Here is a 14,533-nt window from a genome sequence, read left to right as displayed (position 1 = left end):
AGATGCGCGCTTACCAGGCACTGCTCTCAGAGCGCAACCTGCCGCAAAGTATGTCGCGCAAAGGCAACTGCCATGACAATGCCACCATGGAAAGCTTCTTCGGCACCCTTAAATCTGAGTTCTTCTACCTGAACCGGTTCGAGAGTGTCGAGGCGCTGCAGGCTGGCATCAAAAAGTACATTCACTACTACAACCACGATCGCATCAAGATGAAGTTAAACGGGCTGAGTCCTGTCATGTACAGAACCCAGCCCTCTCGGCCCTAGCCGAAAATCGTCCAACTTTCCGGGGTCAGTTCATACCAGCCGGGGCCAACTCTCTCGCTCGCACACCGGAAACCGTGCGTGCATAAGTACTGTACCTGCGCGGACGAAGCGGATATATAGGCGCATCTGGAAGAATCCTTTCCACCTCTCGCCTGCTTCGCGGTGCGAACCTGAACGCGTTGCGCTAATGCGCGCCGTCACAGCGCCACACGCATAAGCGCAATACAACCAGGTCAGTCACACCCTACCGCGTGTTCGGAAAAGCAAACGCATTAACGGCTATACATCGCGTTCCAGTCGGCTGAGGAGACTGCCGGACGGCCGCTTTGCGACGACCCCGCAGCGCTGCCGCCGTAACCGCTCGTGTCGCTGTTTCGCGCGGCAATACGCGCTTGCGCGGCCTGGATCGCGTCAGGATAATGTGCCTCGTCGCCATCACCGACGTGATAACCCGCCTGCTGAAGTTGAATCAGTTCGGCACGCACCTGCTCACGCGTGATGCTGGAATTCGATTGCGCAAAAACAGTGGCCGAAGCAGCAAGCGAAGCAACGATAACGACGGCCTTAATCAAAGACTTCATGATAAAAACAACCTCCGATGATTAATGGGTTGCGGTCCGTCGAGTGAAGCTCTCCGTGACCGCTGAACCCAATATAGGCGCCGATTCCTCTGAGAATAACGGCCTGGCATCGAAGGGATTGTTGTTGAATCTGGAGAAATCGCCTGACCGCACACTGCCCCGGATCGACAGCGCGCAGACGGCCTGCGGGCGAGGCGCGTTATTTCACGCGTTGCCACACGACTTTCGACGAACCATAGCCGAAGGCGCCCGGCGTGATGTACGTCAGCCGGTCACCGTTGAGCGTAAATGGGCGGCGCTGAACCTCTGCGTCCCAGTTCGGAAAGGTGCTTTTTTGAATGTGAAAGACGATGACCTGCGCTGCCGCGTCCACGGTATACGTGCCGAAATGCGCGACGTTGCCGCGGGCGATTTTCGCGTTTTCTTCCGGCGTGCTTTGCTGCCTGTCGCCAGAAACGAATTTCGGCAGATCGGAACTCAGCACGAGCAGCACGTAGCGGCCGTCATTGCCGAAGATGAGTTGCCCTTGAGGATGCGGACCGAGTAATTCCACTTCATTGCCACTCTTCGCCACCGTCAGCGAGACGAGCGACCACGATCCCACGAGGCTCTCTGCTGTCTGGGCAAAAGCGCTGCGCACGGGCGCCCACAATGCTGCGAACGCCAGCACGAGGGTCGCGAGGACCTGGTGGGTTGGTTTCATGATGTTGAGTTCGGGTGTTTTGAAGCGTAGGCATTTTGAAGCGTAGGCGGTTTGCTGGCGAAAAGCTATGGGAGCGGGCCCGGCGCCCACATGCCGGACCGTCCTCCTATGTCAAGGTCTGGGCCGCTCAGGCCTCAGTTGAAATCCCCGGTTTCGAGCTCCACGGATTGTCCCCCGTTTTTTTCGAGGACCCGCCGCGTAGCATTTTCAATCCGCGCGCGATTTGCCTCGAAGGTCCCGACCAGATTGTGGGCCGATGGACCCTCGTTGCCGAAATGGTCGTTCAGCGCGTCCAGCGACACGCTGCACCAGACGTCAGCCCCATCGACATTAGCTTCGAAGGCGACGCGCGCCGCTGCCACCACTTCACGGCGTCCGGTGAATTCGATCCTCATAATGACCCTCCATTTGGCGAAAGTAGCGCTGAACGCGCAAAGGCTGTGCCAAGCCGCCGCTTTAAAGCCGCCGCCTTAAAGCCGCCGCTTTAGAGCCGCCGCCTTAAAGCCGCATTAATGCCGCTTGAGCCTGGCCATCGCTGCCCCGCCTTCAGCACACATTCTCCATAAGGTGCATACTCGACATCGGCCGCCTTTGTGCGGCCGCGCTTTTGCGTCGCGGCATGCATGCCACCTGTCACGCCGTCAAACGCTTCCAACATCCTAATACTACCCGCCCCATGTCCCGCAGCCCGCAATCGTCGCGTCCTTTAGTCATTGCCGCAGTCATGGCTTCAATGGCGATGGTCGCCATCGAAGCCACCATCGTTTCCACCGCCATGCCGCAGATCGTCGCGCAACTCGGCGATCTGCATCTGTATAGCTGGGTCTTTTCGTCGTTCCTGCTGACGCAAACCGCGATGACCGTGGTCTTCGGCAAGCTCGCTGATCTTTACGGACGCAAGCCTGTCATGCTCGCCGGCATCGCGATCTTTCTGCTCGGTTCGGTGCTGGCCGGCTTCGCCTGGTCGATGCCCGCCATGATCGTGTTCCGCCTGATTCAGGGCGTCGGCGCGGGCGCGATCCAGCCGGTCACGCTGACCATCGTCGCCGATCTCTATCCGGCACGCGAACGCGGCAAGGTGCAGGGTTATCTTGCCAGCGTGTGGGCCATTTCAGCGGTAGTTGGGCCGATGGTGGGCGGCTTCATCATTCACAACCTGTCGTGGGCGTGGATCTTCTGGATGAACGTGCCGATCGGCCTAGCCTCGGCAGCCGGCTTCATTGCGTTCCTGCGCGAATCGGAACGGCACGCGCGTCCGTCGATCGACTTCGCGGGCGCGGCACTGTTCATGGCGGCGATCGCGGTACTGATGATGGCGCTGACTTACGCCGGCGACGACGACATCGCCAAGGCATCGCTCGCAGGTGGTGCGTTCATGCTGTGCCTGCTGTTGTTCGTGTTCCAGGAGCGCCGCGCGGCTGAGCCGATGATCTCGTTCGCGCTCTGGAGCCGCCGGCCGATTGCCGCGTGCAATGCCGCAACCGTGCTGTCCGGCATGATCCTGATGGGCGCCACCACCTTCCTGCCGATGTATGTTCAGGGCGTGCTGCATCGCTCGCCCGTGGTCGCGGGTCTCGCGCTCACGATGATGATGGTAGGCTGGCCGGCGGGCGCGACGCTCGCGGCGAAATCGTTTCACCGCATCGGCTTGCGGCGCATTCTGATCGGCGGCAGCGCATTCGTGCCGATCGGCGCGGTGCTGCTGCTGTTCCTGGAGCCTGGCGGCTCGCCGCTCATCGCGGCGTTCGGTTCGCTCATCATGGGCTTCGGCATGGGCACCTCGAGCGTCAGTTCGCTGGTGCTGATCCAGGAGATCGTCAAGATGGACGAACGCGGCAGCGCCACCGCATCGAATCTCTTTTCGCGCAATCTCGGCAGCACGCTGGGCGCGACGCTGTTCGGCGCGGTGCTCAACTTCGGGCTCAGTCACTCGAAGGACGTCGCCGTGGTCACCTCGGATCAGTTGAAAGCGCTGTTGCAGAATCAGGTGGCGAGTCTCGCCGACAGCGACATGATCCGCATGGTGTTGCATCAGTCGCTGCACCTGACTTTCATCTCGATCTTTGCGATTGCGATTTTTGTGGTCGTGCTGCTGGGCTTCGTGCCGCCGATCAACATCGGGCCGTCGAAGCAGATTCCGCTTGAAGCGTTGTCGCCGCTTGAGGACTGAACTTCCCTACGCGCCACTCGCAGGCAATGTGGCCGCGAAAAAATCGATCGCCCGTTGGGCCGTCTGCGCATGCACAGCATCGCGATCGACGCCCGGATTGTCCTTGCAGATGGTCGCAAGGTGTTCGACCACATCGGGTAAGCAGGTGTCGAGAAACGTGTAGTGCGACGCGCCCGGTAGCATCGTGACCTTTGCCTTCGGCATCAAACCGGCGATGCGGTGGATGTTGGTGTCTACAGGCGCGGTCACGTCGGCCTCGCCCGCCAGCAGCGACACGGGAATGCTGACGTCGGCGAATGAAGTGCTGTCGAACGCCTCGCCCAGCGCCGGCGCGATCGCAAAGACCGCCTTGATGCGCGGGTCGCGGTAAGACTCACCGGCGCGTGCCCGTGACGCCTTCGTCTCCGGCGACAGTGTGGCGAGCGTCAAGGCAGGCGCTTGCGGGTCCTCGTGGATTCTGGCGGCCTCAGGCGGATGACAGATGGCATCGGCCTCCGGTGACGTGCAGAAACGCTCGAACGCCGGCAAATTGGTTCGCGCGCCCGCCAGTTCGAGAACCGTATAACCCCCGAGCGAGAAACCCACGGCGCCGATCCGGTCCCGGTCGACATGCGGGCCCAGCACCGGGTCGGCGAGGACGCCGTCCAGCACTTCGCTGGCGTCAGTGGCACGTTCCCACCAGAGCATGAAGCCATCTCGGGTCATCGGCTCCAGCGCGTTGTTACCTGGATGATTGGTGCCCGCCACGATATAGCCTTCGGCGGCGAGCGCCGACGCCAACCAGTCGAGACTGTCCGCGCTGCCACCCGTCCCATGCGACAGCACGAGCAGCGGATATTTTGCACGCGCGCTGGATAGCGGCGCGCCAACGACGGCCGGATGCCCATGGAAAAACGGATGACCGGGCGCGCCAATGTCATGCGCTACCTCCGGAAGTGTCAGATCAGCCGGATACCAGATGTTGGTCACCAGCGCCTGTGTCTGAGCCCCGCGCCAATGACGGGCCACGGGGGGATGAAAGACTCGCGTCCCCTCGCCCACATGCCAGGAAGCATGATCTGCCGGCGCGGCGGCGCCCGCCCACAACAACGCCACCGAACATGCGAGGGCGGCACAGCATAGACGAAACATGGTTAGTCCTTGCGAATGGGGATCATCAGAGCCGTGACGCCAGGATAGCGGCCTCATCGCCGGAAGATGGTGCAGCGCTTGCGAAATTTTATCGTAGCGGCGACCGGAAATACGGCACGACCCAACACTCCCCGGCCAAGGCGATGCCGCAAACGCACGCCGGTTCACCCGCATTTACCTGCTGCAAATTTTAAAAAAACAGTTATTTCAGCTGCGGCGAGTGCAATAGCATAGCCCGGAACAAAACGACAATCCGGCCGGCGCATTGCATCAGAAAACGTTAATCCGCGCGCGGCCCCTTGACCAATCCGGGGTAATGATGGGGATCGCCATTTCGGGCCGCGGCGTTGTCACGCCGCCACGCCGGGCAGTGACCGGCCACTGCCGCACGGTTTTTGAAGAACCTCCGGACCGCCAGCACGCCTGACGTACCCCCTCTAATCGTTGTGAGCCGCCGCGCGGTTGCGCGGCGCCGTTCATCACGACCCGCATGTCGAAGACATCTCTGCTCGCTGACTTCATCTGCTCCGCGTGCGCATTCGCACGCCTTATTCACGTCGACAAAGACCTCATCATGGCTCGAATCAACGTTTCTACCCGGCTTGCACTCGGCTTTGGCACCGTACTGGTGTTGCTGGTGGCCATTTCCGCAATGGGCATGGCCGGCGTGGCCAGCATTCGCGGCAAACTCGATGACATCGTTCAGGTGCACGACGCCAAAACCCGATTCGCGACGAATCTGCGAGGCGCGGTCGACGGCATCGCCATCGCGATTCGCAATATGGCGCTGCTGACCGACGAAAAAGAAGTCGCAAGCGAGCAGGCGTCGATCACGTCCCAAGAGGCGGTGTATGCCGAGAATTATCAGGCGCTGGGACGCCTGCTCAACGCCTCTTCGCTGACAACCGAAAACGAGCGCCGCCTCTTCGCGCAACTCAAGCAGGAAGAAGCGGCAACCTTACCGCTGGTCGAGAAAGAAGCGCGGAGCTGGGCGCTATCAAACGATCAGGACGCGGCGGTCAAAGTACTCGTCGGCGAAGTCCGCCCGAAACAGGTGGCCTGGCTGAACACGCTCGACGAACTGCTCGCACTGGAACAGGCGCGCAGCCGCGCTGCAGCGAACGAAGCCGCCACGACCTATGCGACGCTGCAGGCGGTGACCGTAACCGCAGTGGTGCTAGCTCTGCTGACCGGCCTCGCGGCCGCGCTTCTGATCACACGCAGCATCCTCAGGCAGCTTGGCGCGGATCCGGCCGAGGCACAGCGCCTTGCCAGCGAGATCGCCGGAGGCAATCTCGCGGTGACGGTCAAATTGGCCAAGGGCGACGCGCACAGTCTGATGGCATCGCTCGAAACCATGCGCGCGCAATTGATGTCCATCGTCTCGCAGATCAAGACGTCGGCCGAATCAATTGCGATACGCGCCGACGAGATCGCCGACGGCAACGCCGATCTCTCGCAGCGCACCGAGGAACAGGCGGCGTCGTTGCAGCAGACTGCCGCCAGCATGGCGGAATTGACGTCCACGGTCAGAGAGAACACCGACGACGCGATGCAGGCGAGCACGATTGCCAATGCGGCTTCCGACACCGCCGTGCAGGGCGGGCAGGTCGTGGAGCGTGTTGTCACGACCATGCAGGACATTACCGCGAGTTCGTCGAAGGTCGCGGAGATTATCAGCGTGATCGAAGGCATCGCGTTCCAGACCAATATTCTGGCGCTCAACGCCGCCGTCGAGGCGGCCCGAGCCGGCACGCAAGGGCGCGGCTTCGCCGTGGTGGCAAGTGAAGTCCGCACGCTGGCGCAGCGCAGCGCCGACGCGGCCAAGGAAATCAAGGCGCTGATCGCGCAGTCGGCCGATCATGTCGAAGCCGGCTCGCGCCTCGTGACCGACGCGGGCGCAACGATCGCGGAGGTCGTGCAATCGGTGCAGCGGCTCACCGTCATCATGAGCAAGATCGCGCTCGCGTCGACGACGCAAAGGACCGGCATCGAGCAGGTCAACCAGGCGGTCGCTGAAATGGACAAGGTGACGCAGCAGAATTCTGCGCTCGTCGAGCAAGTGACCACAGCAGCGCATACGATGGCTGGCCGGGCACAAGGGCTGCGCGAATCGGTTGCTGTCTTCACGATTGCCAACACTGCCGACGTGCCCACCGAAGCGGGTGCAATGCGGGGGCACGAGCATGCTGCGGCGGTCTAGCGCATGTTAATTGCACCCATCATCCACGCATAAACCGCATCCACCGCCGCGGAGCGCGCCGGCTGCGCGGAGCGCATCAACCAGAGCGGCGCAAGCGCGAATCCCGGCACCTGCGGCAAGACCTCGACGCGCCCGCTCGTCAATGCGTCGCCGGCGGTGAGCCGGGACACCATCGCAATGCCCGCTTCCCGTTCGGCGGCCGCCACGAGGATGCGGGGATCGTCGACCGTCATCGCGCGCCGCGTACGCAAACCGCCGCGCCTTAACTCAGGCATCCAGGGCGCCCACTCCGGGCGCAGTTCATGCACCAGTAACGGCGCTTGCGTCAAGACTTCGGGAAAGGGCACCGAACGCAGACGGCGTGCGGTCATGGGCCCGCAGATAGCGACCGCCTCCTCTTCGAGCAAAGGCTCGCAGATCACTTCGGACGTGCGGATTTCCTTCGCGGAGACGACCAGGTCGACGTCGACGCGATCGATCTCATTCACCTCGTCTCCGGTGACAAGCCAGATCTCGATGTTCGGCAACGCCGCCGAAAACGCCGGCATGCGCGGCATGATCCAGCCCGTCGCAAACTGCGGCGCGCAATAGACGATCACCGAATCGGGATTGCCATACGGCTCGATGCGATCGCGCCCATCCGCGAGAGTGGTCATCGCCGACGTCACGGTCTGCGCAAACAGCACACCGGCGGCCGTCAACGCGACGCCGCGCCCGATTCGCCGGAACAGCGGCACCCCGGCCCACTCCTCGAGTTGCTGGATCTGATGGCTGATCGCTGATTGGGTCAGCGCGAGTTCTTGCGCTGCGCGCGTGAAGCTGCCGAGGCGCGCGGCGGCGTCGAAAGCGAGCAAGGCCTGCAAAGGGGGAAGTCTACGCATCGGGCGGTCTGGGCGAGATATTAGAAATATCGATACTTCCAGCAAGATTCTTCGCTTTTCGGCGGAATATTGCCTCGCAATGATAGCGCCAGTTGCCCTTCACACGTCGCATGCTGTTTCGGCAGACATGAGAAATATTTGTGCGACGGCGCTCATTGAAACCGACCGGATCGACCTGTATGACCCTGAACCTGAACGCTTTGCAACCCACCAGCACCCGGCCTGCCACCGGCGCCGACACTGCCGCCGCCGGCCAACCCGCTGCCCCCACGTACGCCGGCGTGCTGTCCTTCATGCGCCGCCCTTACACGCGCGATCTCACCGGCGTCGACGTCGCCGTATCGGGCATTCCGCTCGACCTCGCGACCACCTTCCGCCCCGGCACGCGTTTCGGCCCGGCCGGCATGCGCGCGGCCTCGGTGCAACTGGCCGACCTCGGCGCGTTTCCGTGGGGCATCGATCCATTCGATCATCTCAACGTAGTCGACTACGGCGACTGCTGGTTCGACGCCCACAACCCGCTCGGTATTCGCGACGCGATCATCGCTCACGCCCGCGAGATTCTCGCCACCGGCACGCGCATGCTGACGTTCGGCGGCGACCACTACATCACGTATCCGCTGCTGGTCGCGCACGCTGAAAAATACGGCAAACCATTGAGCCTGATTCATTTCGACGCGCATTGCGACACCTGGCCGGACGACAACCCCGATTCGCTGAACCACGGCACGATGTTCTACAAGGCGATCCGTGAAGGGCTGATCGATCCCGCGCGTTCGGTGCAAGTCGGTATTCGCACCTGGAACGACGACTTCATGGGCGTGCGCATTCTCGACGCGCCGTGGGTCCACCGCAACGGCACGCAGGCGACCATCGACGAAGTGCTGTCGATCGTCGGCGACGCGCCCACCTACCTCACCTTCGACATCGACTGTCTCGATCCGGCTTTCGCACCCGGCACGGGCACGCCGGTAGCTGGCGGTCTCAGCTCGGCGCAGGCGCTGGAAATCGTTCGCGCGCTAGGCGCCGTGAATCTGGTGGGCGCGGACGTGGTGGAAGTGTCGCCGCCCTACGACCATAGCGACGTCACCGCGCTCGCCGCGGCCCACCTTGCCGCCGACATGCTGTGCCTGATGCGCAATCAGAAACTGCAACGCCATCAGCGTATGTAAGGCCGCAACCGCTCTGTTGAACCCTCACTGGACAAACACCATGCCCCATACCGTCATGAAGCGGACGCCCGCCGCGCGGACGCCCGCAGCACCGAAGCCGGTCGCACCGAAGCCAGCAGCGCGGATTCTGGCAGCGTTGTTGTTCTGCGCGTTCGGCGCCACCGCGCACGCCGACGAAAAGCAACTCAACCTGTACAACTGGGCCGACTACATCGCGAAAGACACCGTGCCGAACTTCGAGAAAGAGTCCGGCATTCACGTGCAATACGACGTCTACGACGGCGACGAAACCTTGCAGGCGAAACTGCTGACCGGTTCGACCGGCTACGACGTCGTGGTGCCGACTTCGAACTTTCTTGCGAAGCAGATCGAAGCCGGCATCTACCAGAAACTCGACAAATCGAAATTGCCGAACCTGGTGAACCTCGACCGCAGTCTGCTCAAGCTGGTCGCCGATGCGGACCCCGGCAATCAGTACGCGGTGCCGTGGGCGTGGGGCACCACGGGGCTCGGCTACAACGTGACGCGGGTCAAGAAGATTCTCGGCGACGATGCGCCGCTCGATAACTGGGACATCCTCTTCAAGCCCGAGTATCTGAGCAAGCTGAAGAGTTGCGGCGTGTCCGTGCTCGATGCGCCGACCGATGTGTTCGCGGTCACGCTGCACTATCTCGGCCGTGATCCGAACAGCGCGAATCCGGCCGACTACCAGGCCGCGTACGAAGCGCTGAAGAAGATCCGCCCATACATCACGCAGTTCAACGCGACGAGTTACATCAACGATCTCGCGGGCGACGACATCTGCTTCGCGTTGAGCTGGTCGGGTGACGTGTCGATGGCGAGCCATCGCGCGCGCGACGCCAACAAGAGTTACGAGGTTAAATACTTCATACCCCAAGGCGGTGCGCCCGTCTGGTTCGACATGATGGCGATCCCGAAAGATGCGCCGCATCCGCAAGCGGCACTCGACTGGATCAACTACATCGAGCGGCCCGAGGTTCATGCGGGGATCACCAATGAGGTGTTCTATCCGAATGCGGACGCCGCCGCGCGCAAATTTGTGCGGCCGGAAATTCTCAACGATCCGACCGTGTATCCGCCGGAGTCCGTGTTGAAAACACTGTTTCTGCTCAAGCCCTTGCCCGCCCAGATCAAACGCCTGGAAGGCCGGCTATGGGCACAGTTGAAGACAGGGGGATAACGGGTTGGCGGCGTGCGGATCAGCCGCCTTTCGCGTACAGCGTCGACTCCGCGAATCCTTCGGCAGCGAGCACCTGCCCAACCAGAATCAGCGCCGTCCGCTCGATGTGGGTCGTCTGCACTTTGCCGACGATATCGTCGAGCGTACCCGTGATCTTTTCTTCGTCCGGCCAGCTCGCACGATAGATCACCGCGATCGGACAATCACCGCCGTAATGCGGCCGCAATTCGTCGACGATGCGCGCGAGATGGCGCACACCGAGGTGAATCGCCATCGTCGCGCGATGTCTCGCGAGGTCGGCGAGTTGTTCGCCTTCCGGCATGGTCGTTTTGCTTGCAAAGCGCGTGAGGATCAGCGTCTGCGAAATATTGGGCAATGTGAGCTCGCAGCCGAGCGTCGCCGCGCACGCCGCGGTCGCCGTCACGCCTGGCACGATCTCGTAGGGAATGTTGAGTTCGCGAAGCCGGCGAATCTGCTCGCCGATCGCGCCATACAACGACGGGTCGCCGGAATGCACGCGCGCCACGTCCTGGCCTTTGTCGTGCGCGGCTTTGAGTAATGCGACGATCTGATCGAGGTCGAGCTCGGCGGTATTCACGACCTGCTCCGCGCTATGTCCCTCTAACACAGCGGCCGGCACCAGCGAGCCGGCGTACAGGATCACCGGACAGCCGCGCACGAGGCGTTGCCCTTTCACTGTGATCAGTTCCGGGTCGCCGGGACCCGCGCCGATAAAAAACACCGTCATTCAATACTCCGTGATTCGTTCGGTCGGCATGTCATGCATACGCCATTTAACCCAAGACTTGCAATGCTTTTAGCAAGTCGGACACGTTTGCAAACTCGCGATCGACCGCGGGCAATTCAGGGCGCCGCAGCATGACGACCGGCAAGCCACGTTCGCGCGCGACTTCGAGTTTCGCTTCGGTGGCGCTGCCGCCGCTGTTTTTGCTGACGACGACATCGAAGGCTTCCGCACTGAACAGCGTTCGTTCGCCTTCGAGCGTGAACGGGCCGCGTGTCGCCAGAATCCGCGCACGTGGATTGGCTTCGTGCGCGTCGAGGCAGCGTACCGTCCAGAACTGCTGTGGCGGAATTTCGTCGAGATGCGCGAGCGGTTCGCGTCCGAGCGTGAACAAAGGTCGCCTGAACGAAGCGAGCGCGACTGTCAGTTCGGCCCAATCGTCGACCATGCGCCAGTCGTCGCCGGCTTGCGGTTGCCAGCCCTGCCGACGCAGCGCCCAGCACGGTACGCGCACCGCGCCGCTCGCTTTCGCGGCATTGGCGCTGATCTGCGCGGCGTACGGATGCGTCGCGTCGATCACCAGGTCAATGCGTTCGTCCTCGATATAGCGCGCCATGCCTTCGCTGCCGCCGAAACCGCCCACGCGCACCCCGCACGACAGATCGTCCGGCACCTTGCCGAGGCCCGCGAGACTGTACACGTGCTCGGGCCCGAGCTGTCTTGCGAGCCGCAAAGCGTCACCGGTCCCGCCGAGCAGCAGGACCCGCGTCATTGCGCGGCTCCGATCAGATTGCCTTGGCGATCGATCGCGAACATTTCGACCGCGACCTGCGGCGGCACGATATCGCGCGCGACAGCCAGTGCGTGACGGCAGACGATATCGCCGAGCGGCACATGTTGCGCGTGCGCCAACGCGACGGCCTGCTGACTCGTATTGGCTGCGAGGATCGCCGCCTGCAACGCATCGTCTGCGCCACTCTCGGCAGCCCATGTTGCAAGCCGTTCCAGATCGATGCTCGAATTGCGGCTATGTAGATCGAGGTGCCCGGCTGCGAGCTTGCTGAGTTTGCCGAAGCCACCGCACACGCTCAAGCGCTCGACCGGCGCGCGCTTCATATGCTTGAGCACCGCGCCGACGAAGTCGCCCATTTCGATCAGCGCGATATCCGGCAGACCGTAATGCGCGCGCATCGCGTCTTCGCTGGCGTTGCCGGTGCAGGCCGCGAGATGGAGGTAACCGTTGGCACGCGCGACGTCGATGCCCTGATGAATCGACGCGATATAGGCCGAGCACGAGAACGGCCGCACGATCCCGGTGGTGCCGAGAATCGACAAGCCGCCGAGAATGCCGAGGCGCGGGTTCATCGTTTTCAGCGCGAGCGCTTCGCCGCCTTCGACGCCAATCGCCACTTCGAAGCCGCCGGTGTAGCCATGTTCGGCGGCGAGTTCGGTCAGATGCTCGGTCATCATCTTGCGCGGCACCGGATTGATCGCCGGTTCGCCGACCGGCAGCGTAAGGCCGGCGCGCGTCACGGTGCCGACGCCTGGTCCCGCGCGGAATAGCACACCTGGTTCGGCACGCAAGCGCACGCGGGCGAATACGATCGCGCCGTGTGTCACGTCGGGGTCGTCGCCTGCGTCTTTCACCGTGCCCGCTTCCGCGCCGTCGGCGGTCAGGCGGCAGAACACCAGCGGCAGCGGCACATGCTGGCCCTTCGGTAATACGATCTCCGCGACCTCGCTGACGATACCCGCGAGCAACAGACGCGCGGCCGCGAGCGACGTCGCGGTGGCGCAGCTGCCGGTCGTGTAGCCGCTACGCAGCGGCGCGGGTTGTTCGGGCGTTTCGTCGCGCATTATGGTCGGGGTGGGGAGTCGGCGGAGGTGGCTGACGTGCCGGATGTGGCGCTCGTGCTTACGGTGCTGTTCGTGCCGTTGGTACTCGACGTGCTGGAAGTGCTGGAAGTGCCGTTAGTGCCATTTGCCGGCTTGGTGACATCCAGCAGCGTGATCGGCAGCGCCTGGCGCCACGTATCGAAGCCGCCGAGCGGCTGGGCGTCGGCAAGCGCGATGCGGGTCAGCGTGCCGCCATGCTGCTCCCGCCACGCCGCGAGCGCCGCCTCGCCCTGCAAAGTGACCGCGTTGGCGACGAGTCTCCCGCCGTCGCGCAGACGCGCCCAGCAGACATCCAGCACGCCCGGCACCGTCACGCCACCGCCGATGAACACGGCATCCGGCACGGTCAATCCTTCCAGCGCATCGGGCGCGCGGCCGGCCACCAGTTGCAAACCCGGCACGCCCAACGCATCGCGATTGTGTTCGATGAACCGCTGCCGCTCCGCGTGCCCTTCGATCGCGATCGCGCGGCAGGTCGGGTGCGCGCGCATCCATTCGATGCCGATCGAGCCACTGCCCGCGCCCACATCCCATAGCAATTCGCCTGGCGTCGGCGCGAGCCGCGCCAGCGTGATCGCGCGGATGTCGCGTTTGGTCAACTGACCGTCGTGGCGAAACGCGTCATCGGGCAAGCCGGAGGTCAACGGCAAACGCGGAGCCCCCTCCGTGGCACGGCATTCGAGCGCAATCAGGTTCAGCGCCGCCACTTCGCCCGCGGACCACTGGTCCGCGCGTCCATCTATACGCCGCTCCAGATTGCCGCCCAAATGTTCCAGCACGGTCATCCGGGTCGCGCCGAAACCGCGCGCATCCAGCAATTCGGCCAGCGCCGCGGGCGTGCGCCCGTCGGCACTCAGCACGAAGACGCGCGCGCCGTCGTGCAGATGAGCATTCAGCGTCGGCAACGGCCGTCCCACCAGCGAAACCGTGGCGACATCCTGCAACGGCCAGCCAAGCCGCGCGGCCGCCAGCGACAACGACGAGGGCGCCGGCAGCACCCGCAACTCGCCTGCCGGCAGCTGCCGCGCCAGCGTCGCGCCGACGCCAAACAGCATCGGGTCTCCACTCGCCAGCACACACACGGACCCCGTACGCTCCGCCAGCAAAGGCGCGAGATCGAACGGCCTCGGCCATGCCGCACGGCGCGCGGCGAGGCGCGCAGGCAGCATCGCCAGATGCCGTTCGCCGCCGTAGACCACCGATGCTTCCAGCAAAGCACGCCGCGCGGGCCTCCCCAAGCCGGCGAAGCCGTCATCGCCTATACCCACCACGGTCAGCCAAGCCGGCATGCATCCATCCTCTTTCTGTATCTTCAAATAATGCGCTGTGCCACGCCGATCAAAGCGTCCAGCCTCGTTGTGCTGTTCGAAAAAAGGCATAATACAGCCGCCGGTGCCCTTCGGGGCCGAAGAGGGAACACAGTGCCACTGTGGCTGCCCCCGCAACTGTATGCAGCGAGTCCGCCTGCGCTCCGTGCCACTGGTTCGACCGGGAAGGCCGCGGCGGACCATGACCTGCCAGCCAGGAGACCTGCCGGCCAGACTGTTCGTGCCAGCCTACATCGGGCGGGGTGTACCGATGCCG

Annotated in this window: 14 protein-coding genes and 1 riboswitch; of the genes, 5 read left to right on the top strand and 9 right to left on the bottom strand. The window is 63.3% G+C overall.

Annotated elements, in window-relative coordinates; genetic code table 11:
* On the top strand, positions 1-266 hold a 266-nt coding region (locus HHL24_RS36975), incomplete at its 5' end, for an IS3 family transposase (protein WP_169489046.1).
* A gap of 272 nt (positions 267-538) precedes the next feature.
* Here HHL24_RS36975 and HHL24_RS36970 read toward each other — a convergent pair.
* The 3 genes from HHL24_RS36970 to HHL24_RS36960 all read right to left on the bottom strand — a co-directional run bounded on the left by HHL24_RS36970 (position 539) and on the right by HHL24_RS36960 (position 1,945).
* Positions 539-847 carry a DUF4148 domain-containing protein gene (locus HHL24_RS36970; protein WP_169490218.1) on the bottom strand — a complete coding sequence of 103 codons (309 nt, stop codon included), beginning with the start codon at positions 845-847 and terminating at the stop codon, positions 539-541.
* 199 nt (positions 848-1,046) lie between these two features.
* Entirely contained in the window at positions 1,047-1,550 is a 504-nt protein-coding gene (locus tag HHL24_RS36965; RefSeq protein ID WP_169490216.1) for a lipocalin-like domain-containing protein, read from the bottom strand.
* A 134-nt stretch (positions 1,551-1,684) separates the two neighbouring features.
* Positions 1,685-1,945 carry a DUF1488 family protein gene (locus HHL24_RS36960; protein WP_169490214.1) on the bottom strand — a complete coding sequence of 87 codons (261 nt, stop codon included), beginning with the start codon at positions 1,943-1,945 and terminating at the stop codon, positions 1,685-1,687.
* Between the two features lie 281 nt (positions 1,946-2,226).
* Here HHL24_RS36960 and HHL24_RS36955 point away from each other — a divergent pair, with 281 nt between their 5' ends.
* Entirely contained in the window at positions 2,227-3,720 is a 1,494-nt protein-coding gene (locus HHL24_RS36955; RefSeq protein WP_169490212.1) for an MDR family MFS transporter, read from the top strand.
* A gap of 6 nt (positions 3,721-3,726) precedes the next feature.
* On the opposite strand, the gene HHL24_RS36950 is transcribed toward HHL24_RS36955, so the two are convergent.
* Positions 3,727-4,851 carry an alpha/beta hydrolase family protein gene (locus HHL24_RS36950; RefSeq protein WP_169490210.1) on the bottom strand — a complete coding sequence of 375 codons (1,125 nt, stop codon included), beginning with the start codon at positions 4,849-4,851 and terminating at the stop codon, positions 3,727-3,729.
* Positions 4,852-5,341: 490 nt separating this feature from the next.
* On the opposite strand from HHL24_RS36950, the gene HHL24_RS44890 reads away from it, so the two are divergent.
* A complete protein-coding gene (locus HHL24_RS44890) occupies positions 5,342-7,054 on the top strand; it encodes a methyl-accepting chemotaxis protein (protein ID WP_169490208.1) in 1,713 nt (570 codons plus the stop codon).
* Here the strand turns inward: HHL24_RS44890 and HHL24_RS36940 are convergent.
* A complete protein-coding gene (locus tag HHL24_RS36940) occupies positions 7,051-7,935 on the bottom strand; it encodes a LysR substrate-binding domain-containing protein (protein ID WP_169490206.1) in 885 nt (294 codons plus the stop codon). The two genes, HHL24_RS44890 and HHL24_RS36940, sit on opposite strands and share 4 nt — an antisense overlap.
* Before the next feature lie 179 nt (positions 7,936-8,114).
* Between HHL24_RS36940 and speB the strand changes: the two genes are divergently transcribed.
* Together speB and HHL24_RS36930 are read left to right on the top strand one after the other, a co-directional pair.
* Positions 8,115-9,107, top strand: coding sequence for an agmatinase (gene speB, locus HHL24_RS36935; protein ID WP_268966772.1), 993 nt, complete (start codon positions 8,115-8,117; stop codon positions 9,105-9,107).
* A gap of 40 nt (positions 9,108-9,147) precedes the next feature.
* Positions 9,148-10,308, top strand: coding sequence for a polyamine ABC transporter substrate-binding protein (locus tag HHL24_RS36930; protein WP_230417728.1), 1,161 nt, complete (start codon positions 9,148-9,150; stop codon positions 10,306-10,308).
* Between the two features lie 19 nt (positions 10,309-10,327).
* Here HHL24_RS36930 and cobM read toward each other — a convergent pair whose 3' ends face one another.
* The 4 genes from cobM to cbiE are packed head-to-tail and all read right to left on the bottom strand — an operon-like array spanning position 10,328 to position 14,238.
* Positions 10,328-11,056: a precorrin-4 C(11)-methyltransferase gene (gene cobM / locus HHL24_RS36925; protein WP_169490204.1), complete on the bottom strand. Its 729-nt coding sequence runs from the start codon at positions 11,054-11,056 to the stop codon at positions 10,328-10,330.
* 46 nt (positions 11,057-11,102) lie between these two features.
* Positions 11,103-11,825 carry a cobalt-precorrin-6A reductase gene (locus HHL24_RS36920; RefSeq protein ID WP_169490202.1) on the bottom strand — a complete coding sequence of 241 codons (723 nt, stop codon included), beginning with the start codon at positions 11,823-11,825 and terminating at the stop codon, positions 11,103-11,105.
* Positions 11,822-12,910: a cobalt-precorrin-5B (C(1))-methyltransferase gene (locus HHL24_RS36915; protein WP_169490200.1), complete on the bottom strand. Its 1,089-nt coding sequence runs from the start codon at positions 12,908-12,910 to the stop codon at positions 11,822-11,824. Before HHL24_RS36915 ends, HHL24_RS36920 begins: the two co-directional genes overlap by 4 nt.
* Positions 12,910-14,238 carry a precorrin-6y C5,15-methyltransferase (decarboxylating) subunit CbiE gene (gene cbiE, locus HHL24_RS36910; RefSeq protein ID WP_169490198.1) on the bottom strand — a complete coding sequence of 443 codons (1,329 nt, stop codon included), beginning with the start codon at positions 14,236-14,238 and terminating at the stop codon, positions 12,910-12,912. Before cbiE ends, HHL24_RS36915 begins: the two co-directional genes overlap by 1 nt.
* Positions 14,239-14,322: 84 nt before the next feature.
* Positions 14,323-14,501, top strand: a riboswitch (cobalamin riboswitch).
* The last annotated feature ends 32 nt before the right edge of the window (positions 14,502-14,533 follow it).

It is taken from the genome of Paraburkholderia polaris (assembly GCF_012927345.1).
GTDB lineage: Bacteria > Pseudomonadota > Gammaproteobacteria > Burkholderiales > Burkholderiaceae > Paraburkholderia > Paraburkholderia polaris.
The sequence above is the reverse complement of the archived record's forward strand: the minus strand, read 5'-3'. Positions and strand labels throughout refer to the sequence as shown.